This is a genomic window from Virgibacillus ainsalahensis, assembly GCF_055380755.1.
In genome coordinates, this window is record NZ_AP043943.1 from 2093153 (window position 1) to 2118566 (window position 25414).

The window sequence follows — 25414 nt, forward strand, 5'->3', positions numbered from 1 at the left end:
AAAAATTGCTGGCATTGAATATCTGCCAGCAATTTTTTTGATAACATACCGATCATTTTAATTTTTTCTTAAAGTAGGTATTATACATATCCTTTTTCTTTCAACGAGACAAATTTTCTATCTCCGATAACCAAATGATCTAAAAGTTCGATTCCAATCATTTTTCCTGATTCTACTAATCGTCTAGTTACATGGATATCTTCCTGGGAAGGAGTTGGGTCGCCGGGTAGGAACCATGCGCCTTTTTATGTTTCCATAACAGGTTTCATAATTCCCCCCACAGAACCGTACGTACACCTTTCAGTGTATACGGCTCGCCAGCTGACTAATCGGAATTTGCTTCTCATGGTGGTCATGATGGCACTTATAACATAGGACAAGTGTTTTTCTATTACGTTGAATCATAACCTTGTCCAGATATGTTAAGTTACGTTTATTCTTTATGTCCTTTAATTTACGGACGTGATGGACTTCCATCTGACCTTCTGTTGTACCGCACGCTTCACAACGATTCGCTAATAAGCGTTGTTCAAATTCTGTTCTACCTGAATATTTCATTGTATTCACCGATATATCTATATCAGGTGGGTCTACTTTGATTGCACCTTTAATTTTTGAAAGGTCTTTTAGTTTTACAAACTGATGGTGTTTGTCGTTACCATACTTATCTTTCCTCATTAAGCATAGTACACCCTGTTTGTGAGTTCTCATGCTTGTAGCAACCTTCATAGAAGTACTTCTTCGTTTATTAGCAATTGTTTTGATAAAACTACTTTCTGCTAAATAGAATAGCCTGTCTAGATGATGATAGTTGTTAGCAAGTTTGTAGTAGTTTGCGATTCCTTGAAGCTCTGCGTTAAAGGTATACAGTATTTCTAGCTCCGAATTGTTAATAAGTTTTGTCCTGTGGGTTATTTTAAATGTGTTCAAATTTCCATATCCGTTTTTTATTGCAAATGCTTTTATTTTCTTTTCGGGAATTTCTAACTTTATTGCTCCTGAAAGCGTCCGTTTTTTCAGTGGATGTCTTTGGTTTTTATATGTGACTCTTTTGACTTTAACCTCATTCCATCTTCGGAATTCATATCCGAGAAATGGTATTGAATTCTCTAGATGTGTAATAAGTGTTTTTTCCTCACTTAGCTCAAGTTCCAATTCATGTTCAAGAAAATTCCGTGCCAACTCTTTTATTTTCATTGCACTTTCCTTGTTCCCTGCAATGCCAATGACGAAATCGTCAGCATAACGAACGTACTTCATTCTTTGATAGTTATCATCCATTGGATCAACTGACGGGACAGTCAAACTTTGCTTTTTGAAGTTTTGTATCTGGTCGATTAGTACTGACCGTTTCTCCCAAAGTTTGTGTCCGTATTTTTCGTCTAGCCTATTGATTTTTCTTTTAGTTGAATCAATATTTGATTTGAAAGCTTTTGTTTCTTTGCTTCTAGCTCTTGTTTTACCTTTATCGAATTCTTCCATTTGTTTTTCCATAAATAAGTCAAACTCATGAAGGTAGATATTGGCTAACAAAGGTGAGATAATACCTCCCTGTGGCGTACCGCTGTATGTTTTATGGTATGTCCAATTTTCCATGACACCACTTGTAAGAGCGTTATGAATAAGAAGCAGGAAACGATTGTCATGAATTTTCTTTGATATTAAATTGGTTAATACAGAATGGTCAATATGGTCGAAGAAGCCTTTAATGTCTCCTTCAATACACCATGTTAGACCTTTCCATGTGTTTTTGATTTGGGATAGAGCCGTATGACAGCTTCTTCCTTCTCTAAACCCATGAGAATTGTCTAAGAATACTGGTTCATATACATTATCTAGTATCATTCTCATAACTTCCTGTACCATCTTATCTTTAAAGTTAGGAACTCCTAGAGGTCTCTTTTTCCCATTAGATTTCGGGATATAAACCCTTCTCACAGGCGCAAAGCGGAATGTTCCAGCTTTTAATTGTTCAATGATGTCATCAATTTTCTGTAAGCCGAAGCCATCTATTGTTTCATTAGATGTACTTTTTGTTAGATTCCCTGCATTTGGATATAATTTTGCGTATGCTTTAATCCACAGTTCTTTGTTATACATAAGGCGGTAACAATCCGTAACGGTATTTCCTTTTTGAGAAACATTCCTTATAACGTCCAACTGTCGAAATGGATTAGTCGCCATATTCATGACTCCTTTCTCGTTGACGTTAACATCAACCTGTTTTTCTTCCCCATGCTAAACTCATTACGAGCAAACGTTGGGTACTATAAAAACTCCGTTATCATATGCGATTTTCAGAGACCTACGTCTAATAGCTATTAGGCACTCGCACTTAGATAATCCCTGCATTATGACATAAATTTAATGGTGATGGTTAGGTACCCCTTTCGACGGTTTCTTCTAGCGGAAGATTGAAGGATAACTCTTACTATGGACAGGAAAGCAGCGATTTCCAACAGACGCTCTGGCGATACGTCTCCCATTTTATCCTCATTACCTGTTAGCTATCGTAGGTAACGGCGCACCCATCGGTCATTCGTCTAGGATTCAAGCAGTTTAGCTTTTACCATACATCACTTGGTCTGAAGAACTGACTCGACTTGGATAGCTTTGTCGTCTTTTCTCCTTTTCACATCATGCTATGTTCCCTCTATGAGTTTCCTCTCAAGGTAAGATGCTGACCATAGAACATTGTAAGAAGTTCTAGATTTCAAATGAAATCGCTAAATTTACGCACCTTGCAGGCGCAAGCCGGAAGGGTGGTTATGTGCAACAATAATAGATGCGGCAGAGCGTTTCACCGCCTCACGATACACTTCTCTTGGATGCACGATTGAGGCATTTAAACTGCCGATAAAAATCGTTTGTCTGTGGATAATCTGGTTTTTGGTATTTAGAAAAAGCACAACAAAATGTTCCTGATTTAAACTGCGCATTTCTTCCATTACATAATCAGCACCATCTTCCGGAGAACGGATTACATAGCGGTCAGCCGGTTTATACTGATTCATTCTTTTCCCAAGTTCAATAGCGGATAGCAACAAAACGCCCTTTGCAGTACCTATCCCCTTTATTGCAATTAATTCTTCAATTGTAGCATCATTTAGCAGTTTCAGTCCTTCAAAATGCATTAATACGCGTCCTGATAAAGTCGTCACTGATTCATTTTTTGTCCCGCTTCCAAGCAATATTGCAAGTAATTCCTGGTTCGACAAATGAGAAGCCCCGAGCTTCAGCAGTCGCTCTCTCGGACGGTCCTCTTTTGGAACATCCTTAATCATAATTGATGAAACGGTCATTGATTGGCCTCCTTAACTAAGATAACTATATCTTATAGCGTTCCATAAAAAGAGACAAATCAATGTTATTGATTTTTCACCGGTAGTACTGACAGCATTTTTAAAAAACTTCCATAAGGAAATAACAAAACATCGACCATTTACATCCTGAAAATTTAAAATCAGGCATTTATACGCTTTTATAAGATTCGCCACAAAATAAAAGAGCTGACCTTGCTTGGCCAGCCCACGTGCCTGATGCAACGTCAACTTTTCAGATTACTTTATTTTATCATATTCCAACCATAGTGAAAGCAGCTTTTGCTGCAAAATCATTTCATCCTGTTTTACTTCTTCCTGCAAGCTGGAAACTTCCTCATTTAAATTCATAAGTTTTTCTCCGTCCTCGGGGTAATCTTCCATCAACTTCTCCCAGCCTGCTGTATCTATTTCTTCATTATTTGAAGCATTCACTGTTTTAACCCATTGCTCCTGAAAGGATTGAAGCCAATCCTGCTCATTAGCCGAAAGCTCTACTTCTTTCTGATCGGTTGTCCATTCTTTTGAAAAAACATCAAATTGATAGGATTCCATTGTATTTATTAACTGCTTTGCCTCATCCTTTGTGCCGGCAATTCCCACCAAAAGAAAATATTGGTTGTCCCTTTGCCAGATTATATTAGGTAATCCTGCCTGATTATATTTGTCCGCCCATTCTTTTGCATTTGCACTCTCTGAAAAAACACCACCCTGCAGTACATATGCCTCCATTTGTTTCAATGTAAATTCAGAGGATTCTGTGGGAGACTCATCTTCTTCACCTGTACCAACAGTTACTGGAGGCGTGCCATCTCCTTGCACTGCCTCTCCCTCGATACCTGTAACCATTCGTAACATAACTACGCCTAAAATTGAGCCAATAACAATAGCAGAAATACTTGCTAAGAGAACAGGTTTAATAGATTTTGACTTATTTTGTTTTTTGTTCGTTGTATTTTTCTTTTTGACAGGTCTGACAAACACAGGTATTGGGTCATCTTCAGCATCTTGAACGGTTGCTGCTTGTTCTTTATCTGCCGGATTATTGAGTTTCATTTTTATCTGCTTTCCATTTTCACTTATTTCAGTAATTCTCTTCTTGTCCATTCCTCACCCTCCGCCTGCTGGATTTGTGTTTTACTCTAGCACAGGGGAGATAAAAAGTAAGGCGAATGCTGTCACTCTATCAATAAATCGTTCTACAGAAACTGCATTATTTTTCTTCCTCTCCAAGAAAATACTTTCTCACTTCAGCAATAAAATTTAGAGATCCCGTTATGAAATAACAATCATCGGTTTGTTGTACTGTGTTATCCACAGCTTCCTTCCAATCATTGAAGTACAACTTGCTGTCATACTTGAAAAGATTATATAATTCTTTTGCATCTGCAGCTCTCGGGTTATCAAAAGAAGTTAAAGTAATAGATGAGAAAGACCCATTAAGCAGTTCCAGCATCGTTTTCAATTCTTTATCTTTGAAAGCTGCAAAAATAAGATGTTTCTTTTTATCTTTATAATTTTCTTCAACAGTTTGCATAAAAACCTCTATTCCAGCAGGGTTATGAGCACCATCCACAACCACAAGCGGCTCAGTCCTGATAATTTCAAACCTTCCAGGTGCAAATGTATTCTTCATTGCCACTCTCACTTTCTCCAGATCTATGGAAAAACCTTTTGTCATCAATTTCAATACTGCCATCAACGCGATAGAGGCATTTTTCATTTGATGCCCCCCTTGCATATTTATCATCAGTTCCATAGCAGAGTTTCCAGTTTTCCATGAAATTTTCTGGATATCGTTGTCCCGTTTTATTACTGTATATGTAAAGTCTTCTCCCAGTCGAAGAATCTGTGCACGCTTGATTTGGGCTTCTTCTTCTATCATCTGCACTGCTTCTGAATCCATATCTCCTATAATGACTGGTGTTGACTGTTTGATAATGCCTGCCTTCTGATAGGCTATTTCTGCAGTTGTTTCACCCAGAAATCTTGTATGATCCCTTGCAACATTTGTTATAATGGATAAAATGGGCTCAAAGCAATTGGTAGTGTCTTCCCGTCCTCCCATACCTGCTTCCATTAGTGCAATATCTGTATCTTTTGAAAAACACAAAATGGCAAGTGCTGTAATGATTTCAAATTCTGTTGGAGACATATTTTCCTTATCCAACTGAAGAATAGCAGGATAGATTTCATTAAATAAATCCAGAAATATTTCCTCAGAGATTGGGGTATCACTCGTAAAAATATGACCGGTTAATCCAGTAATACTTGGTGAAGTAAACACTCCCACTTTATATCCGTTTTTACGAAGCGCATTTTTAATGAAACTGACCGTGGAACCTTTTCCGTTTGTCCCTGCCACATGAATGGCTTGCATTTTGTACTGGGGATTATTCATCAGTTTAAGTAAATAGTTAATTCTATCCAATCCCGGTTTCATACCGAGCAATTTTCTTTTTTCAAAAAAGGATTCAACCTGCACAAATGTTTCAAACATTTTCTACACCACTTTCTTATTTCAATTACCAATAAGTATAGCAGAAAGGACGTCAACAATTGAATGTACAAGGATGGATTATATATAACGGAAATTTACCCGGAAATAAATTTCTGGATTTCGCAGAATGGATACAAGCTGCGGCAGCCAGGAAGAACAGTGAGACAACCATATATAAAAACAATGAATTACTCAGCCTATTACGAATGGAGTCTCTTGATCTTTTACAACATCCCAAAAAGGAGCTGCCAGATTACGCGGTTTTTGCTGATAAAGATATTTATTTGGCAAAACAACTGGAATTACTAGGGGTTCGTGTCTTTAACAGCGCTAAAGCTATTGAAGTCAGTGATGATAAAATAGCTACATATCAACAATTGGCTGCAGACAAACTGCCAATTCCAGACACTATTATTGCACCGAAGATTTTTTCAAAGGGAAAATTGGAACCTGCCACGGTAAAATTAGCCATGAAGGAACTGGGGTTTCCCATGATTATTAAAGAAGCTTATGGATCATTCGGGGAGCAGGTTTATTTACTGCATACAGAAGAAGAATTATGGCAGAAAGTCCTGGACCTCCAAGGAAAAGCATTCGTGTTTCAAATGTTTATGTCATCCAGCTATGGAAAAGATCTACGTCTACAGGTTGTAGGTGACAGGGTCGTAGCAGCCATGAAACGGGAGTCTTTCAATGATTTCAGAGCAAATGTGTCAGCAGGTGGCACAATGGAAGCATATGAACCAGCAAATCATGAAAAAGAAATGGCGATTGCAGCAACGAAAGCAATAGGCGCTGATTTTGCAGGTATTGATTTATTATTCGGGCCGGATGATATGCCTGTAATATGTGAAATAAATTCAAATGCGCATATAAGGAATATGTATGAATGTACTGGAATAAATACAGCTGATTATATTATCGATTATATTCTAAAAGCGTCTAGACAATAAATGAGGTGAACCATTTGGAACACGGTTGGTTGATATACAGTATGAAAGATGCAGAAAAAAATATGCGCTTTGTTCAATGGTTTATGGAGGAAGCAAAACTACAGTATATCTCACTCGAATTAGTCCTAAGGGAAGAAATAGCTATTGGCATTACTGGTAATGAAAGAACAATTACAAACAGATACCAAAATGTTACCAAACCGGATTTTGCTATCGTTCGTACAATTGAACCGCTGCTGAGCGTGCATCTGGAATCATGTGGTATTACCGTTTTCAACCCATCGTCCGTAGCAATGATCTGTAATGACAAAGCATTAACGCATCACACAATGAATGACCTTGGCATTCCAATGATGGATACCTTCTTTCTTCAGAAAAATAATTTATCGGAAACTGCACCACTTTCTTTTCCGTTTGTTGTAAAAGAATCAGGCGGAAGAGGTGGTGAGCAGGTGCATTTTATTCAGAACCAAAATGACTGGGTGCGTTGTACAACCTGCCTTGCCACTTCCAATATTATAGCTCAATCCAGCAACGTCCAGTTGGGGAAGGATTTACGTGTATTTGTTGTAGGAGAGGAGATTATCGGGGCAGTCCTCAGAGAAAACAAGAATGACTTCAGAGCAAACTATATGCTAGGAGGCAGTGCTCAACTTTATAAATTGGGACCATTAGAACGATCGCTTGTTCATAAAATTATCAGCCATTTTAATTTTGGGATGGTCGGTATTGATTTTCTCATTGGGCTTGATGGAGATTTAATTTTCAATGAGATTGAAGATGTTGTTGGCTCCAGAACACTAAGTAAGGTAAGTGATATCAATATTGTTAGAAAGTATATATCCTATATAAAAGATGATTTAAGAAAGCGGAATTTCAGATGCTGAAATTCCGCTTGTCTCTTATCTCTTCAATTCTTCCAGTCGCGCCTTTACTTTCGCTTGTCTCTCAATATAATCCTTTTCTTTTTGTTTTTCTTCGTCTACAACGGCTTGAGGTGCTTTTTTCACAAAACCTTCATTTGCCAGCTTCTTCTGTACCCGTTCCACTTCTTTGTCCCATTTTGTTAATTCCTTTTCCAGGCGGCCAATCTCTTTCTCAAAATCAATCAGACCTTCCAATGGCAGGAATAACTCAGCACCGGTTACGACGGCTGACATTGCCTTTTCAGGAGCATCAACATTGGTTTTCATTACTAATTCACTTGGATTACAGAAACGTTCCAGGTATTCACGGTTATTTTCAAGTTCTTCTGCAATTTCCTCATTTTCCGTCTGAATGAGCAGTTTAATTTGTTTGGACATTGGTGTATCAACCTCTGCACGGATATTCCTAACTGATTTAATGATTGATACAAGCCGTTTCATCTCTTTTGAAGCTTCCACATCATGAAATTCATTTCTCACCTGTGGCCAGGCCGCAACGGTAATCGACTCACCTTCATGTGGGAGTTGCTGCCAAATTTCTTCCGTAATGAACGGCATATATGGATGAAGCATACGCATTGTCTGGTCTAATACATAGGCCAGAACAGAGCGTGTTGTTTGTTTTTGCACTTCATCTTCTCCATATAGTGGCAGTTTCGCCATTTCAATGTACCAGTCACAAAATTCATCCCAGATGAAGTTATACAAATGGCGTCCAGCTTCACCAAATTCATATTTATCTGTATTTCTCGTAACATGTTCGATTGTTTCATTCAATCTGGTTAAAATCCATTTATCCGCCAGTGATTTTTCACCAGTTAAATCAATATCGTCATAGCTGAAGCCTTCCATATTCATTAATGAAAAACGGGAAGCATTCCAGACTTTATTAGCAAAATTCCAAGTGGATTCCACTTTTTCCCAATGGAACCTCAGATCCTGTCCCGGGGTGGATCCCGTTAGTAAAAAGTACCGTAATGAATCAGCACCATATTTTTCAATAACATCCATTGGATCTACACCATTACCTAATGATTTACTCATTTTCCGACCTTCTGCATCGCGAATTAATCCATGGATCAGAACATCCTTAAATGGCCTTTCCCCGGTAAATTGCTTAGATTGGAAGATCATCCGTGCTACCCAAAAGAAAATAATGTCATATCCTGTCACAAGTACATCTGTCGGGAAGTAGCGTTTAAAATCTTCCGCATCCACTTCTGGCCAACCCATTGTTGAAAATGGCCATAAGGCAGAGGAAAACCATGTATCTAGTACATCATCATCCTGTTCCCAATTTTCAATATCAGCAGGTGCCTCTTTTCCAACATATATTTCCTTAGTTTCTTTATGATACCATGCAGGAATACGATGCCCCCACCAAAGCTGGCGTGAAATACACCAATCACGAATATTTTCCATCCAGTGAAGATACGTGCGTTCGAAACGTTGCGGTACAAAATTAACCTTTTCCTCACCTTCCTGCAAATCGATTGCAGCATCAGCAAGCGGCTGCATATGAACAAACCACTGTGTCGACAGATATGGTTCAACAACCGCACCACTACGTTCAGAATGACCTACCTGATGAACATGGTCCTCAACTTCAAACAAAACACCCGTATCCTGAAGATCTTTAACAATTTGCTTGCGGCACTCGAAACGATCAAGCCCTTGATATCTTCCGGCGTTTTCATTCATGGAGCCATCTTCATGCATGACAAGGACACGCTTCAAATTATGACGATTCCCAATTTCAAAGTCATTCGGGTCATGTGCCGGTGTGATTTTAACAGCACCTGAACCTAATTCCATATCAACATAGTCATCGGCAACAATTTCTATCTCACGTCCGACAATTGGCAGAATTACTGTTTTGCCAATCAGGTGTTGATACCGTTCGTCTTTCGGATGAACCGCAACCGCTGTATCACCCAGCATAGTCTCCGGGCGTGTTGTAGCAATTTCAATCGTCTCATCACTATCTTTGATTGGATAGCGCATATGATAAAATTTCCCTTGTACCTCTTCATATACCACTTCAATATCAGAAAGTGCAGTCTGTGTTTTGGGATCCCAGTTAATGATATACTCTCCCCGGTAAATGAGCCCTTTTTCGTATAATGTCACGAAGACTTCTTTAACTGCTTCTGAAAGACCTTCATCCAGCGTGAATCGCTCACGTGAATAATCCAGACCCAGACCCAACTTTTCCCACTGAGAACGAATAAAATCAGCATATTCCTCTTTCCATTCCCAAGCAGTATCGAGAAATTTCTCGCGGCCCAAATCATAACGACTGGTTCCCTGTTCTTTCAGCTTAGCTTCCACCTTCGCCTGTGTAGCAATCCCGGCATGGTCCATACCTGGAAGCCATAACACGTCATATCCCTGCATGCGCTTCATCCGGGAAATGGTGTCCTGCATGGTCGTATCCCATGCATGCCCCAGATGTAATCTTCCAGTTACGTTTGGAGGTGGTATAACAATTGTGTACGGTTCTTTTTCTGGATCACCTGTACTTTCAAAATATTTGCCTTTCAGCCAGAATTGATAACGGTCTTTTTCCACTGCCTGCGGATTATATTTTGACGGCAGTGATGTATTTTCATTTTCGTTCATCATTCATACCTCCTTAAATTAAAAAAACCTTTTCATCCTATATAAAAAGGACGAAAAGGTATGCTCTCCGTGGTACCACCTTTGTTTACAAATACATACATATTTGTACACTCAATCGATTGATAACGGTCAATTACCGGCGTTCTTCTACTTTACCAAAGATGTTTACACATCCCTTTTATTTTCAAAGAAGCTGTGTCAAGGGCGACCTTCCAAAATAAGTATTCCTGGGAAATTCTCAGCTCTCGATTTCCCTCTCTAAAGGTAATTATTTTGTACTCTTCCCTATCATTACATTTCATATTAATTACTGTTATTTTATCCATAACAAGAGAGAACGTCAACTATTAGTATTGTTTTTGCACAAAACAACTGCATATATACATATTATATTAAATAAAAACATTTTGGAAGCCTATTGCAACTGTGAAGATGTCAAATTTTTCTGCTGTATGAGTTCCACAGGTCTTACTGCTAAAAGATGAACAATAAACAGATTTTCTGACTCAAAGGGGTGAATTTTAAATGGCTCGTTATTATCGCTATCGACTTCCTTCATGGGCAAGACATTGCATTATCGTTATTGAGAAAGTAACGTTACCAATCTTGATTTTCCAGCTGATTCGTACGCTGTTTTTTCCATCAACTTTGGATGTATTCCTTCTAGGGTTGCTTGTTGGTTTATTTATAGCTTTTTATCTGGAATGGATTTAATTTTCAAGATCTTCCAAGGTAATGGATTCATATTCCTCCTCGACATACCGGGACCAATGCAGACCGAATAGGAGTCTGCGATATGCATGCTGCAATTTTATTATCCTGTTAATCATAGTGTCGTGTGTTGTGTTATTAACATATTGTTGCACGGTCTTTAAATAATTGGCCGGATTTAATAAATAAATAATCAACAAATAGAATTCATCCTTTGTTAATTCATTTTCCTTATAGTATGTGGAAAACATTTCAATTAACAATTCGCCGGGCTGATCATAATACAGTGTTTCATTGTTTAAGAATGAAGCTAAATCCATGACAGCATTATCGTAATAGGCGTTTTCCCAGTTAATGAGAAAGGATTGATTTCCGTGAAGCAGATGTGAAAATTTTAAATTACCATGACATAAGCTATAATTCCATTGCGTCTTCTCTTCTTTTTTATTCGTTAACTGATCAATTCGTTTTTTGATTTCTTTGGTCGCATATTCCAAGTCACGATAGTGTGTACAAACCAATAATTCAAAAGGGGACATATATCTGTTTTTCTCAAATTGCTGCACATAAGAAAATATATCCCGATGGGTATTTTCACAAAACGCTTTAAATGTATTGAATTCACTAGCCAGATTTTCAGTGGAAACAGAAACGGATTTTTTCGTTTTTGCATGAACATTTCCTATGCTTTGATATAAGTTTTCGATGATCTGTTTCCTATTTTGTGCAGCAGAAGCTTCTATCCAGGGGGTCAAATAAAAGATCGATTGATCCATCTCGACATACAGGTTTCCTTTTTGTGTTTGATATACCGGTAAAATTGAAGATATGTTTTGCGAAAATGCGGCATGATAAACGTTTTCCCAGTTTGCGACTGTCCCTTCGGATAATAAGCTTTGTTTAAGTGCATATTCACGATGCCCATCGCTAATACGGAATAACCGATCTGTCTTTTCTTCTATTTGCTGCGGGTAGACCGCATAGGAATTCAATACTTTTTTGATTAATTCCACCTTTTATTTCACCACCTGTATAGACTGACAAACAATAATACTATGATTTATTTTTCATAATTGGTGACTACGAAGAACGTAGCCATATGAGCTTCCAATCCGTTTAGCTGTTTTTGTTATAGCAACAAACTTTTTAAAAAATAACCATCTGTTAGAAAACTTGGCTTTTCGCCAAGCCCTTGTGCGAAAGGCCCTAGTTGCACTTATGCAGTAGGAAGTTTTATACTTTTCTTAACTGCTAAAAAATTAGATACCCCCTGAACTAGCTGGCCAAGGGGTGAAGTGATTTATTTTATTATATGTGGAATGCGGAGTAATTGACCTTCTGATATGTCAAAGTCTTCATCCAAATTATTTTGCTTGATCAATTGCAATGTTGTAATTTGATAGCGTTCTGCAATGGATTCAATTGTATCTTTATCCTGCACAATGCAAAGTCTCATTTTTGTGTACGCTTCCTCTTCCGAATGCCTAAACATATCAGCCAAGTAACTTACATCCTCCATATCCTCTGTACGACCTTCTTCATTCTCATAGTTGTCGGATAATTGTTCTTCCCCCTTATGCTCATACCCTTCCTCAACCTCATTAGCGCTGTCAGAGGGTGAATAGTCTGATGATACATGGGAACCGTCTTTCTGATCTTTCATCGCCTGTTTATCAAAAAATTCCTTTAATGTCTGAGTTTCCTTATACTTCCAGCGATTGTCCTCACCGGTCCCTTCATCAGTGTCCTCCTCAATTTCAGCAGGTAAATCCGGTATTTCCGAAGAGGAGAATGATTCAGCTAGATCTTGGGGGGCTTTTTCTTCCTTTTCTTTAATTTCAAATTCAAATGTATCATCTGCTTCTCTTGCCATCGAAAAGGGTTCTGCTTCCTGTTCACTCTCAACCCCTTCTTCATTATTTTCTTTACGTGGTTCTTCCGTTTGGTTGTTAATACCACTAATACCAATCATAGAATATAGTTTTAAATGACTGTGATCAGGTATTTCATAATCAAATGACTGTATACTTACTGTAACATCGTTCATGTCTTCTACCCGATGGGATGGTACGGATATTTCCACAGGAAACCGATGTGAAAATTCAGCAGACATTTCATTTGTATCAATAACACTTTCCACGTAGCGTCTGGAATGAAAGTCATCAAAATCATTTGAAGGACTATCATCTTCTAAGGATTCTACTTTTTGATATTCTCCCCGAAGCTCAATCACTCCTTTTATAGAAACATACTCACTAAATGATTGAATGGATATTTCCGGATCCAAGGAAATCCCTCTCATTTCCGCAACTTCCTGTCCCTTCTCAAAATAAAGGGATTCATTTAACTCGAAACTGAAAACCGGTTGATCATTTGACAAATGAACTCCTCCCTCCAACTTACATCTGTCATATGCTAATATGTCTAAGTTATCTATATGAGTATCTAAGGAAGGATATGCGTATGTATGTTAAAAACCTAAGCCTGAATTCATGCAGCAAGGAAGATTTATATTTACATAAAGACCTTTGGGGTGTAGGCACTGGGGATGGACTTGGCTTATATTGGAGCCAACATATATACTGCCAAATTTATATCTTATTAAAAAAAGCTACTCTGTTTAAAGGAGTAGCTTTTTGGATTACTATTACTTATTAATTTTTGCAAATGCATTTCGTATTGCCTGGATGGTTTTTTCAATATCCTCATCTGAATGTGCGGTTGAAAGGAATAATCCTTCAAACTGAGAAGGTGGTAAAAAGATACCTTCCTCAATCATTGCACGATAATATTGAGCAAAATAATCCAAATTGGAGCTTTGCGCAGTTTCAAAATTTATTACTTCATCATTTGTGAAGAAAACTCCCACCATTGATCCTGCACGATTAATATGCAATGGGATATCATATTCTGATGCGGCTTGCTTAAATCCTTCCACCAGTCGATCCACTTTTGCATTAATTTTTTCATATGATGATTCATCCAATGCATTTAATGTCTCAAAACCGGCAGTCATTGCCAAGGGGTTTCCAGATAATGTACCTGCCTGGTAAATAGAACCTGTTGGCGCAACACTTTCCATAATTTCACGTTTACCGCCATAAGCCCCAACTGGTAAACCGCCACCGATTACCTTGCCAAGGCAGGTTAAATCAGGTGTTATTCCAAAATGACCCTGTGCACAGTTATAACCCACACGGAAACCTGTCATTACTTCATCAAAAATTAACAATGTGTCATTCTCTTCAGTTATTGTTCTTAAATTCTGCAGAAAGTTATTTTTTGGTGGTACAACACCCATGTTACCTGAAACTGGTTCAACAATCACAGCAGCAATATCATTTCCATATTCTTCAAAAGCATAGCGCACACTTTCCATATCATTATATGGTACTGTAATGGTATTTTTTGCAATGGACTCAGGTACACCAGGGCTATCCGGCAAACCCAGGGTAGCTACACCTGATCCGGCTTTAATTAGTAGAGAATCTCCATGCCCATGATAATTCCCTTCGAACTTTAGAATTTTATTTCTGCCCGTGTATCCTCTGGCAAGACGCAAGGCACTCATTGTTGCTTCTGTACCGGAGTTGACCATTCGCAGCATTTCAATGGATGGAACACGTTCAATAACAAGACGAGCAAGTTTATTCTCCAGGAGTGTCGGAGCTCCAAAACTGGTACCTTTAGCTGCAGTTTCCTGAAGCTTTGCAACAACTTGTTCATCCGCGTGACCTAAAATAAGAGGGCCCCAGCTTAATACATAGTCAAGATATTCATTTCCATCAATATCTCTGATTTTTGACCCTTCACCCGACTCCATAAAGATTGGTGACATGCCTACGGATTTAAACGCCCTTACAGGGGAGTTGACTCCGCCAGGCATCAAATCGACTGCTTCTTTATATGCGTCTTCTGAATGATTAAAGCGCTTCATAATAATTCACCCCAACTACAAATTTTTTCATTCCTATTTATTCAACCATTTTGCTACATCTTTTGCAAAATATGTAATAATTAAATCTGCACCAGCACGTTTCATCGCGGTCAGTTTTTCCAAAACTAATTCTTCCTCATTTATCCAGCCGTTTTGTGCCGCAGCTTTAACCATTGCATACTCCCCACTCACATTATATGCAACAACTGGCACATTCACAGTGTTTCGTACATCACGAACGATATCAAGATAGGATAATGCTGGTTTTACAATCAGGAAATCAGCTCCTTCTTCAACATCCGATTCCGCCTCTCTTAATGCTTCCAACCGGTTTGCCGGATCCATTTGATATGTTTTTCTATCACCGAATTGTGGTGTGCTGTCTGCCGCGTCCCTGAATGGTCCGAAAAACGATGAAGCATATTTCACAGCGTAGGACATAATCGGAATATTTTGGAAGCCTTCTTCATCCAATGCCTCACGAATCACGGCTACAAACCCATCCATCATATTAGACGGTGCAATAATATCTGCTCCTGCTTTAGCTTGTGATACAGCAGTTTTTGCTAATAGCTTAAGTGATTCATCATTATCAACGTCATGGTTATGAATGACTCCACAATGACCATGTGAAGTATATTCACAAAGGCAAGTATCTGCAACAACGAGTATCTCCGGGTATTCCCCTTTAATAATCCGGGTTGCTTCTTGTACAATACCATTTTCGATAAAAGCTCCAGTACCCTCTTCATCCTTATCATTCGGCACGCCAAAGATCATCATTGCTCTTATTCCCAGTTCATAAATCTCCTTCAATTCGTCCTTCAATAAATCAAGGGTGATTTGAGAAACTCCCGGCATGGAAGGTACTTCATTTTTCGTATTCGTCCCCTCAAGAATAAAAATCGGATAAATAAAGTCCTCTGTTCGTAAATGATTTTCGCGGACCAGGGAGCGCATGGAAGCGGAAGATCTCAGTCTGCGGTGGCGTTTAAAATCCTGATTTATTTTCATTTTCATCTATCCCCCGTAAAATATAGTTATTAATGCATACAAGCATGCTGTCAATGGTGAATTCCTTGTTCGGTGTGAAAATAGGGGTGAAACCAAATTCCATTGCCCGCTTTTCTGTTGTTGTACCAATACAAACACACTTAAAATTACGAAGTGACGTCATTTCAGAAAACGCTTCGACTGTTGATGGACTTGTAAATGTTACAAAATCCACATCATTTCGTTTTAAGGTTTCATTCAATGTTTCACTCATTTGATAATTTAAGCAGGTTTCATACACTTCAATCGATGAATAAGGAATTCCAAACTTCGAAAATTCTAATGGGAGAACCTCCCTTGAACGATTTCCGCGTACCAATAGAACTGGGCCGGCACCTGCGAAGTTTTTTAAGAATTCATATGCCATTACATCCGCATTATAAATTTCCGGAATAAAATTGGCAGAAAACCCGTATTTCTTTAATGCATCTTCAGTCTTATGACCAACAACTGCCACCTTTTTATCCCTTATTATCTTCGTGTCAATTAGGTGTTTCTCTGCTAATTGAAAAAAACAGTCTACCCCATTTGAACTTGTAAAAAATATCCACTCATAGTTATTTAAACCCTGAAGAATTTGCTTGTTTTCATCTCGATCCATACATGAAATTTTCAAAAGAGGAACTTCAACAGGTATTCCGTTATACTGCAGAACCTTTTTTGCAAACTCTTTTGCCTGTTTCTCTTCTCTTGTGATTAAAATTTTCTTTCCATGTAATGACATCGACATTACTGATCTAGCTCCTCTTTCACCTGATCTACAATCTCTTTTGCACCCTGACTAATTAACTTATCAGCAGCTTCTTCTCCTACTTTCTTCGGATCGGTACCGCGAACTACTTCTTTCAAAATTGTTTTACCATCCGGAGTGCCTACAAGTGCAGTTAGAACGATGTCATTTTCTTCTAAATATGCATAACCACCAATAGGTACCTGACAGCCGCCTTCCAATAAATGAAGAAATGTTCTTTCTGCAATAACTGTCTTTGTTGTGTGTTCATCTTTTATTTTCGTTAGTAATTCATGAAGCTCATCGTCATCTTCACGGGTTTCAATTGCTAATGCTCCCTGACCTACTGCAGGAACACAAACTTCAGGTTCCAGATATTCAGTGATGAGATCCTCACTTAAACCGACACGTTTTAATCCGGATACCGCTAAAATAATCGCATCAAAATCTTCTTCCTGTAATTTCCTTAAGCGGGTTTCAATATTACCACGGATCCATTTAATGGAAACATCGGGTCTTTCTGCTAATATCTGTGCTGAACGTCGCAAACTGCTCGTCCCTACAATTGCACCTGCTGGCAAATCCTTTAATAAAACATTATTTTTCGCAATAAAGGCATCACGATGATCCTCTCGCGTCGGGATTGCTGATATCATCAATCCTTCCGGCATAACGGAAGGCATATCTTTCATACTATGTACAGCAAAGTCAACTTCTTTATCATACATTGCTTGTTCAATTTCTTTTACAAACAAACCTTTCCCGCCAACTTTCGATAAGGTAACATCCAGAATACGATCACCTTTTGTTACGATTTTTTTTACTTCGAATTCATTCTTTACGCCAGCCTCTTTAAGCTGCTTGATAACCCATTCTGTCTGAGTTATTGCCAAATTACTTTTACGTGAACCTATAACTATTTTACGCATTGTTTGTTTTCCTCCTCTAAAGTAATCCATCAGAAATGGAAATCCGATAACAGACTGAATAAAAAGAAATTCACCAATAAAATCAGGAATGCTGCTGTATTATAAACTGCGATGGCTTTTCCCTGATACTTTGTCACAAGCCGCAATAGTAAATATACAATATACACTGCCAATACCAATATTGATCCAATTGTCTTCATATCAAACCAATAAAATTCCGCATTGGTGACATACGCCCACACCACACCTGAGATGATACTAATCATCAGAAGTGGAACACCAATAGTAACAGCTGTAAACGAATACCTATCCAACAGCTTCAAATCACCTAACCGCCACATCCATTTAATTCCCTTTTTGTTTTTCAAAAAATGGTATTGTACGACATACATCATAGAGAAAAGATAAGATATCGTAAAAAATCCATACGATACAATCGCAAGAATGATATGTGTTATCAATATTTCATGTACTAATTCAATACCATCTGTGTACATGTCGTATTGTGCTTTTGTTAAAATATACAAGAGTAATATAAAAAATCCAAATAAATTTGTAAAAAACACAATAAATCGGATAGGAAACAACCTGTTTATTATCAGTGAAGATGTCACCAAAACCCAGGAATACAAAAGTAAGCTATCATTTAATGTTGCAATTGGAAAACTGTTCTCGGTAACTGTCTGGTATCCAAAATATATCGCTTGAATGATCCAAACCATGCCAAGTAACCAGAAAGCCAATCTATTTGCCTTCTGGTTATTTTGAATAAAATCAATAAAGTATCCAATCAAGCTTAGACCATAAATAATAAGTATACATTCAAAAAGCCATTTCATTTCAAACATCATTGGGATCCCTTCATCCTATATGCTTGTTATTTTGCTGATTAATGAAAAGGATACATTTTCGTTTTTATTTATTTTTGTGAGTGTTTCATTGTTTGTAGCCTGTTTTTTAAATTCAGTTTTTACTTCCTCTTCAATTCCAAAGATGTCCACAAATAATTCCAGTGATTCCTCTGCTTTATTTGAAGAGGCTAGTTCTTTCGCCTGTGTAACCGGTTCTTTCAATAACTGATTTATTATACTTTTTGTATGCTTGTTTAATACTTTTTTCTCACGTTCGGTTAGATCCGGCATTTTTCTTTCAATGCTCTTCATCGTTTCGGACTGGATTGAAAGTGCCTTATGACGGAGCGCAGAAATCACCGGCACAACACCTAAAGTTTTTACCCATTCTTTGAACATAACGATTTCTTTCTCCATCATGATTTCAATTTCCACTGCTGCTGATTTTCTTGATTCTAAGTTTTCATCAACAACATGCTGCAGGTCATCAATATCATACAGGAAAACATTTTCAAATTCACTAATCTGTGGATCGATGTCTCTGGGAACTGCGATATCAACCAGGAACAACGGATTTCCTTTACGCTTTTTGTGAATAGGTGCCAGCATTTCTTTGGTTAGTACAAAAGAATCTGCAGCCGTCGAAGTAATTAAAATATCCGCCTTTTCCAATATTTCCATTAAATCATCGATATCAGCAACATCTGCATCAAATTTCTCTGCCATCATTTCTGCTTTTTCATAGGTACGGTTCATTACCGTAATATTTGTCGCACCAGATCCTTGAAGATTTTTTGCTGCCAGTTCACCCATTTCACCTGCACCCAGTATTACAACCTGTTTGTTATTGAGGTTACCAAATACCTTTTTGGCAAGTTCAACAGCGGCATAGCTTACCGAAACCGCGTGTGCTCCGATTGCAGTGTCTTTTTGTATCTTCTTTCCAAAAGTTATTGCCTGTTTAAACAATTCATTAAAAATGGTTCCAGTTGTTTTTGACTGCTGGGATGTTAAAAACGCCTGCTTTACTTGACCAAGGATTTGTGTTTCTCCTAAAACCATTGAATCAAGGCCTGTAGACACACGGAATAAATGCTCCAAAGCACCATCATCTTCCATGATCCTCAAATAAGAAGAAAATTCTTCTTTATCAATTTGAAACCAATCAGCTAAAAATTTCTTTATATAATACCGCCCTGTATGAACCTGATCAACTACTGCATAGATTTCTGTACGATTGCAAGTGGAAACAATTACATTCTCCAGAATACTTTTCCGCTCTTTTAATTCTGTCATTGCTTCATGAAGTGAGTGTTCGGAAAATGTGAGCTTCTCTCTAATCTCCACAGGGGCTGTTTTGTAGTTAAATCCAACTTTCAATATATGCACTTTATCTACCCCCAAAAATAACTTTACTATATATTTAACGTAATCAACTTAAAAAATATCCTAAATACTATTATAGCATAAGCATCCATTCATTTTTTTTGTAAATGTGAACAGATTCTGAAACAATATATAGGTATAATCGTATATAATAATAACTCGAATGTACTTTATCATACCGATATACAATTAGCAAGAATTCAAACTGCGGAGGACAAGTGAGGTGATCGATTGAAAAGACAAAATTCCCTTATCGCCTATATATTAATCGGAATAGGTATATTCTTCCTGTTGAAGGAATTAAAGGTACCAATTATCACTGATTTTTACTCATGGACCACGTTACTTATTATTGTTGGTCTAGCGCTGATTATACATAGTTATAGGGCGAGGAAATACCAGAATTTATTTGTAGGTACAATTGTCTTGGGGATGGGTATACATCTTCATGGTATGAACCATTATAGCTTTTGGATTGATCATTGGGCTGCATATCCACTTATCATAGGAATTGCATTTCTTATAAGATACACAAAAACAAAAAAAGGGTTATTTCCAGGGGTTCTGCTTATTGCAGTTTCTATTCTATTAATTTTCTCCATTCAGCTACCTGAATGGCTTTCATGGATTTATCTGGTTATTGATTTTACTGAGAAGTTCTGGCCAGTTATTCTCATTGTCGTCGGGTTATACTTATTAAAAAAGAAAAAATAAAACCAATCCCCCGAACTGGGAGGGTTGGTTTTATTTCAGTCAAAACGATAAAAATAAACAGCCACTTTTAGAGTTTTCCATCTGCAAAGCAGCTGTTTCTTAGTACTATAAATATTTTCTTAACAATGCCCAGGACTCATCCTTACCTTCTCCGGTTTCTGATGAAAAAGGAACTACTTCATCCTCTGATTCTACCTGTAATGTGTCTTTTGTTCGCTTCACGTATGTTGCTCGTTTATTTTTAGGTATTTTATCCAGCTTTGTCGCAATAACAATAACGGGAAGGTTATAATATTTTAAAAAGTCGTACATCTGAATATCATCTCTCGTTGGTTCATGGCGAGCATCTGTAATTAAAACAACAGTTTTTAGCGTTTCCCTTGTTTCAAAATACTCTTCCATCATATGCCCCCATTTTTCACGCTCTTTTTTGGAGACTTTCGCATAACCATAACCCGGAACATCTACAAAATAAAATGCATCATTTAATCGATAAAAATTCAATGTCTGTGTTTTCCCTGGTTTGGATGAGGTTCGTGCCAGGTTTTTTCGACCAATTAATTTGTTTATAAATGATGATTTGCCCACATTGGAGCGTCCGGCCAACGCAATTTCCGGCAGTCCGTCGTCCGGGTATTGTTTTTTGCTTACAGCGCTGATTACAATTTCCGCGTTAGTTACTTTCATTGTTATCCTCCACGAGTGCATGTTCCAACACTTGATCCAAATGACTGACAGGAATAAATGTTAAGGCTTCCCTTACACTCTCTGGAATATCTTCAATATCTTTTTCATTTTCTTCCGGAATAATAACCGTCGTGATGCCAGCCCTGTGGGCACTTAGTGATTTTTCCTTCAATCCGCCAATTGGCAGCACGCGTCCGCGAAGTGTAATTTCACCGGTCATTGCGACTTCCTTTTTTACTGCTCTTCCACTTAGAGCTGATACCAGGGCTGTAGCCATTGTAATCCCTGCTGAGGGGCCGTCTTTTGGTGTCGCACCTTCAGGAACGTGAATATGAATATCATACGTTTCATGGAAATCCGGATTAATTTGAAGCTCGGTTGCTCTTGAGCGGATATAACTGAACGCAGCCTGTGCAGATTCCTGCATGACATCTCCCAGTTTTCCCGTTAATGTAAGTTTTCCTTTGCCAGGATAATGTGATACCTCAATAGATAATGTATCTCCACCTGCTGATGTATAAGCAAGTCCTGTTGCAGCACCCACTTGATCGACTCGTTCCATCAAACCATAGCGGAAAACTGGTTTTCCAAGGATTTCTTCTATGCTTTTTTCTGTGACAATGACTCGTTTCTTTTCCTTGGAAATAATTAATTTGGCTGCTTTTCTGCATAGTTTAGCAAGCTGTCTTTCCAGATTTCTAACACCTGCTTCTCGTGTATATCTCCGGATTAACTTTAATAATGCCTCATCGCGAATTTGCAGATCACTTTTTTTCAATCCATGTTCTTTTAACTGCTTCTGTAATAAATGCTCTTTCGCAATATGCAGTTTTTCTACTTCCGTATAACCTGCAATTGAAATGAGTTCCATTCGATCCAATAAAGGTCCAGGTATGTTTGTCACATAATTAGCGGTTGCTACAAATAAAACATTTGATAAATCATAGGTTTCTTCAATATAGTGATCACTGAAATTACTATTCTGTTCCGGATCCAGCACCTCCAACATTGCTGAGGAAGGATCCCCACGGAAATCATTGGACATTTTATCAATCTCGTCCAGTAAAAATACCGGATTGATTGTTTCTGCTTTTTTCATTCCCTGAATAACTCTTCCGGGCATTGCGCCGATATAGGTCCTGCGATGCCCTCTTATTTCAGCCTCATCCCGTACACCGCCCAAGGAAGCCCTGACAAATTTTCTGTTTATCGACCGTGCAATGGATTTCGCCAATGATGTTTTCCCAACACCCGGCGGACCCACAAGACAAAGGATTGGTCCCTTGATAGAGTTTGTCAGCTTCTGCACAGCCAGATATTCCAGAATACGCTCTTTCACTTTTTCAAGTCCATAATGATCTTCATCAAGAATTTTTTCAGCACGGTCAATCTCAATCGTATCCTTTGTTTTCTTTGTCCATGGCAAAGCGATTAGCCATTCGATATAGTTACGGATAACAGAACTTTCTGCAGAGCTTTGTGGCACTTTTTCGTAGCGGCCTACTTCTTTCATGGCCACTTCCAGAATACGTTCAGGCATATCTGATTGCTCAATTTGCTCTCTAAGTTGGCCTACTTCCCCAGATTTGCCATCTTTCTCTCCGAGTTCTTTTTGAATTGCTTTTAATTGCTCACGCAAATAGTATTCTTTTTGCGTTTTTTCCATCGAGGTTTTAACCCGCTGGCCGATTTTTTTTTCTAAATCAAGTACCTTCTGTTCATTTGAAATTATTTTAACTAAATATTGCAGTCTTTGTTTCACATTTTGTATTTCGAGCAATTCTTGCTTTTCTTTTACTTTTAATGATAAATGGGAGGTAATAATATCTGCCAGTCTCCCGGGTTCTTCTATATCAGAAACCGTCGCAAACGTTTCCTGTGTGATTTTTCGGGAAAATTTTATGTATTGTTCAAATTGGCCCAATAGTGAACGCATCAAGGCTTCTTCTTCATTTATTTCATCGTGTTCATCTTCCAATTTCTCTATTTCTACAATAAATTCTTCTTCTTCTTCAATGTATTGTATGATTTCCCCGCGATGTAATCCTTCTACCAGTACACGTAATGTGCCATTTGGTAATTTAAGCATTTGTTTTACCTTAGTCAATGTACCAATCCGGTAAATGTCTTCAGGCTTAGGCTCATCCAAACTCACTTTCTTCTGAGCTGCCAGAAAAACAGTTTGATCATTCATCATTGCTTTTTCTAATGCTGCTACAGATTTATCTCTACCAACATCAAGATGAAGAACCATTGAGGGAAACACTAGTAACCCACGTAATGGAAGGAGGGGGATATGTATCGTTTCTTTTGTCATCTAATGTACCTCCATAATCTATGTATTTTCTTTATGTTCTTAAAGTTTATATAAAAGCTGGCTATTTGTAAAATTTTACACACTAAATGAAACAGTACTATTATAACCTTTCATTTAAATATTACCCTAAAAATATCAAAAGGCTGACCTGAGTCATACACACACCTGTTATTACTTGTTTGAAACAGGGGTTATACGCCAGGTCAGCCTTATAACTTGAAAATTTTTATGCGCTTTCTCTAGGGAGCGTCTTATTACCTTCTTTAACCGTCCCGTCTCTGAAAACAAGTTTGGGACTGCCATCTTCTTCTATTACAGTATCTTTCGTCAGGATACATTTCTCAATGTCTTCTCTGGAAGGCAATTCGAACATAACATCCAGCATGATACCTTCAATGATGGAGCGCAGCCCGCGAGCACCTGTTTTACGTTCAATTGCTTTTTTAGATATCTCAACCAGAGCTCCTTTTTCAAACTCCAGTTCTACATCATCCATCTGGAAAAGCTTTTCATATTGTTTAACAAGCGCATTTTTTGGTTTTGTCAAAATCTCTATTAGAGCTTCTTCATCCAATGGCTCCAGACTTGCTACGATAGGAATTCTTCCAATAAACTCAGGGATTAACCCATAGCGCAATAAATCTTCAGGTAATACTTTTTGCAATAGTTCCCCAGTTGCAAGATCTTGCTGATCCATATCAGCACCGAAGCCGATAACTTTTTCACCAAGTCTGCGTTTAACAACCTGATCGATTCCATCAAAAGCTCCACCAACAATAAACAGAACGTTCGTTGTGTCAATTTGGATAAATTCTTGATGTGGATGCTTACGCCCACCTTGTGGAGGAACACTGGCTACTGTACCTTCAAGGATCTTCAATAGTGCCTGTTGCACACCTTCCCCTGAAACGTCACGAGTAATTGATGGATTCTCTGACTTACGTGCAACCTTATCAATTTCATCGATGTAAATAATACCTTTTTCAGCTTTTTCAACATCGTAATCAGCAGCCTGAATTAATTTCAATAGAATGTTTTCTACATCTTCACCGACATAACCTGCTTCTGTAAGTGATGTTGCATCTGCCATAGCAAAAGGAACATTAAGAATACGTGCCAATGTTTGAGCAAGCAATGTTTTCCCGCTACCTGTTGGTCCAAGCATAGCAATATTACTTTTAGCCAGTTCTACATCATCCGAATTTTTCGGCGTATTTATTCGTTTATAATGATTATAAACTGCTACAGATAAATTCTTTTTAGCCTTATCCTGACCAATAACATAATCATCCAATGTCTCCATTATTTCTCTCGGTTTTGGAATCTCTTGTAATTCTGTTTCTTCTTCTGTACCAAGCTCTTCCTCAACAATTTCTGTGCAGAGCTCAATACATTCATCACATATATAAACGCCAGGCCCCGCAACTAGCTTACGAACCTGCTCCTGGCTCTTCCCACAAAATGAACACTTTAGTTGTCCTTTTTCTTCATTAAATTTAAACAATACACTTCACCCCTAAAAGTTTATATCTACTCCCATTGTTTTCACCTTAGGATTCAACTTTTATAGTCATCATATCAGATGCAAATTGAAATACAAAATAAAACACCTTACGCGTTTCCACTTTTGTTTTGACTTGTTTTTATTATGGATAAAAATAATAAAAAGTCAAATCATATTACTTATACTATATGTTACTTGCTGAATTTAAGTAGTGATATTTGGAATTACTCTTATATTGATTGTTTTTGAAATGGAAACAAGGTGCGGATCAATA

Annotated in this window: 20 protein-coding genes, 1 pseudogene and 1 other annotated feature; of the genes and pseudogenes, 4 read left to right on the top strand and 17 right to left on the bottom strand. The window is 37.9% G+C overall.

Going from position 1 to position 25414, the window contains the following annotated elements; translation table 11 throughout:
- Positions 1 to 80 precede the first annotated feature (80 nt).
- The 5 genes and pseudogenes from ACZ427_RS10230 to ACZ427_RS10250 form a co-directional block, all read right to left on the bottom strand.
- Positions 81 to 224 (bottom strand): annotated as a pseudogene (locus tag ACZ427_RS10230) (JAB domain-containing protein); the annotation flags it as partial.
- A 76-nt stretch (positions 225 to 300) separates the two neighbouring features.
- Complete coding sequence (locus ACZ427_RS10235) at positions 301 to 2184, bottom strand: reverse transcriptase/maturase family protein (RefSeq protein ID WP_461177493.1); 1884 nt, start codon at positions 2182 to 2184, stop codon at positions 301 to 303.
- Between the two features lie 548 nt (positions 2185 to 2732).
- On the bottom strand, positions 2733 to 3302 hold the full coding sequence (gene radC / locus ACZ427_RS10240; protein ID WP_461177492.1) for a RadC family protein: 570 nt from the start codon (positions 3300 to 3302) through the stop codon (positions 2733 to 2735).
- Between the two features lie 258 nt (positions 3303 to 3560).
- Complete coding sequence (locus tag ACZ427_RS10245) at positions 3561 to 4427, bottom strand: SPOR domain-containing protein (protein WP_461177491.1); 867 nt, start codon at positions 4425 to 4427, stop codon at positions 3561 to 3563.
- A gap of 106 nt (positions 4428 to 4533) precedes the next feature.
- Positions 4534 to 5820 (bottom strand): bifunctional folylpolyglutamate synthase/dihydrofolate synthase, encoded by a 1287-nt coding sequence (locus tag ACZ427_RS10250; protein WP_461177490.1) that lies wholly within the window; start codon positions 5818 to 5820, stop codon positions 4534 to 4536.
- A 59-nt stretch (positions 5821 to 5879) separates the two neighbouring features.
- On the opposite strand from ACZ427_RS10250, the gene ACZ427_RS10255 reads away from it, so the two are divergent.
- Together ACZ427_RS10255 and ACZ427_RS10260 are read left to right on the top strand one after the other, a co-directional pair.
- Complete coding sequence (locus tag ACZ427_RS10255; RefSeq protein ID WP_461177489.1) at positions 5880 to 6773, top strand: ATP-grasp domain-containing protein; 894 nt, start codon at positions 5880 to 5882, stop codon at positions 6771 to 6773.
- Positions 6774 to 6787: 14 nt separating this feature from the next.
- On the top strand, positions 6788 to 7660 hold the full coding sequence (locus ACZ427_RS10260) for an ATP-grasp domain-containing protein (RefSeq protein WP_461177488.1): 873 nt from the start codon (positions 6788 to 6790) through the stop codon (positions 7658 to 7660).
- A 15-nt stretch (positions 7661 to 7675) separates the two neighbouring features.
- Here ACZ427_RS10260 and ACZ427_RS10265 read toward each other — a convergent pair whose 3' ends face one another.
- The gene (locus tag ACZ427_RS10265; RefSeq protein ID WP_461177487.1) at positions 7676 to 10321 is read right to left on the bottom strand and encodes a valine--tRNA ligase; all 2646 of its coding nucleotides are present in this window, start codon (positions 10319 to 10321) and stop codon (positions 7676 to 7678) included.
- Positions 10322 to 10364: 43 nt separating this feature from the next.
- Positions 10365 to 10622 (bottom strand) — a binding site (T-box leader).
- Between the two features lie 224 nt (positions 10623 to 10846).
- On the opposite strand from ACZ427_RS10265, the gene ACZ427_RS10270 reads away from it, so the two are divergent.
- Positions 10847 to 11035 carry a hypothetical protein gene (locus tag ACZ427_RS10270; protein ID WP_461177486.1) on the top strand — a complete coding sequence of 63 codons (189 nt, stop codon included), beginning with the start codon at positions 10847 to 10849 and terminating at the stop codon, positions 11033 to 11035.
- On the opposite strand, the gene ACZ427_RS10275 is transcribed toward ACZ427_RS10270, so the two are convergent.
- The 8 genes from ACZ427_RS10275 to hemA all read right to left on the bottom strand — a co-directional run bounded on the left by ACZ427_RS10275 (position 11032) and on the right by hemA (position 19921).
- The gene (locus ACZ427_RS10275) at positions 11032 to 12045 is read right to left on the bottom strand and encodes a phosphotransferase (RefSeq protein ID WP_461177485.1); all 1014 of its coding nucleotides are present in this window, start codon (positions 12043 to 12045) and stop codon (positions 11032 to 11034) included. The two genes, ACZ427_RS10270 and ACZ427_RS10275, sit on opposite strands and share 4 nt — an antisense overlap.
- A gap of 287 nt (positions 12046 to 12332) precedes the next feature.
- Positions 12333 to 13412 carry a stage VI sporulation protein D gene (gene spoVID, locus ACZ427_RS10280; RefSeq protein WP_461177484.1) on the bottom strand — a complete coding sequence of 360 codons (1080 nt, stop codon included), beginning with the start codon at positions 13410 to 13412 and terminating at the stop codon, positions 12333 to 12335.
- Between the two features lie 267 nt (positions 13413 to 13679).
- On the bottom strand, positions 13680 to 14969 hold the full coding sequence (gene hemL, locus ACZ427_RS10285) for a glutamate-1-semialdehyde 2,1-aminomutase (RefSeq protein WP_461177483.1): 1290 nt from the start codon (positions 14967 to 14969) through the stop codon (positions 13680 to 13682).
- Positions 14970 to 15002: 33 nt separating this feature from the next.
- Positions 15003 to 15983: a porphobilinogen synthase gene (gene hemB / locus ACZ427_RS10290; protein WP_461177482.1), complete on the bottom strand. Its 981-nt coding sequence runs from the start codon at positions 15981 to 15983 to the stop codon at positions 15003 to 15005.
- Entirely contained in the window at positions 15961 to 16752 is a 792-nt protein-coding gene (locus ACZ427_RS10295) for a uroporphyrinogen-III synthase (protein ID WP_461177481.1), read from the bottom strand. Before ACZ427_RS10295 ends, hemB begins: the two co-directional genes overlap by 23 nt.
- Positions 16752 to 17681, bottom strand: coding sequence for a hydroxymethylbilane synthase (gene hemC, locus ACZ427_RS10300; RefSeq protein ID WP_461177480.1), 930 nt, complete (start codon positions 17679 to 17681; stop codon positions 16752 to 16754). The genes ACZ427_RS10295 and hemC overlap by 1 nt, the downstream gene beginning before the upstream one ends.
- Positions 17682 to 17710: 29 nt before the next feature.
- Positions 17711 to 18532, bottom strand: coding sequence for a cytochrome C assembly family protein (locus ACZ427_RS10305; protein ID WP_461177479.1), 822 nt, complete (start codon positions 18530 to 18532; stop codon positions 17711 to 17713).
- Between the two features lie 15 nt (positions 18533 to 18547).
- Positions 18548 to 19921 (bottom strand): glutamyl-tRNA reductase, encoded by a 1374-nt coding sequence (gene hemA, locus ACZ427_RS10310; RefSeq protein WP_461177478.1) that lies wholly within the window; start codon positions 19919 to 19921, stop codon positions 18548 to 18550.
- 228 nt (positions 19922 to 20149) lie between these two features.
- On the opposite strand from hemA, the gene ACZ427_RS10315 reads away from it, so the two are divergent.
- Entirely contained in the window at positions 20150 to 20632 is a 483-nt protein-coding gene (locus ACZ427_RS10315; protein ID WP_461177477.1) for a LiaI-LiaF-like domain-containing protein, read from the top strand.
- A 105-nt stretch (positions 20633 to 20737) separates the two neighbouring features.
- Here the strand turns inward: ACZ427_RS10315 and yihA are convergent, their stop codons facing one another.
- From yihA to clpX, 3 genes are all read right to left on the bottom strand, one after another.
- Positions 20738 to 21319 carry a ribosome biogenesis GTP-binding protein YihA/YsxC gene (gene yihA, locus ACZ427_RS10320; protein ID WP_461177476.1) on the bottom strand — a complete coding sequence of 194 codons (582 nt, stop codon included), beginning with the start codon at positions 21317 to 21319 and terminating at the stop codon, positions 20738 to 20740.
- Positions 21306 to 23636 (bottom strand): endopeptidase La, encoded by a 2331-nt coding sequence (gene lon, locus ACZ427_RS10325; RefSeq protein ID WP_461177475.1) that lies wholly within the window; start codon positions 23634 to 23636, stop codon positions 21306 to 21308. The genes yihA and lon overlap by 14 nt, the downstream gene beginning before the upstream one ends.
- A gap of 226 nt (positions 23637 to 23862) precedes the next feature.
- Positions 23863 to 25140, bottom strand: a complete 1278-nt coding sequence (gene clpX, locus ACZ427_RS10330) for an ATP-dependent protease ATP-binding subunit ClpX (protein WP_461177474.1) — start codon at positions 25138 to 25140, stop codon at positions 23863 to 23865.
- Positions 25141 to 25414 lie beyond the last annotated feature (274 nt).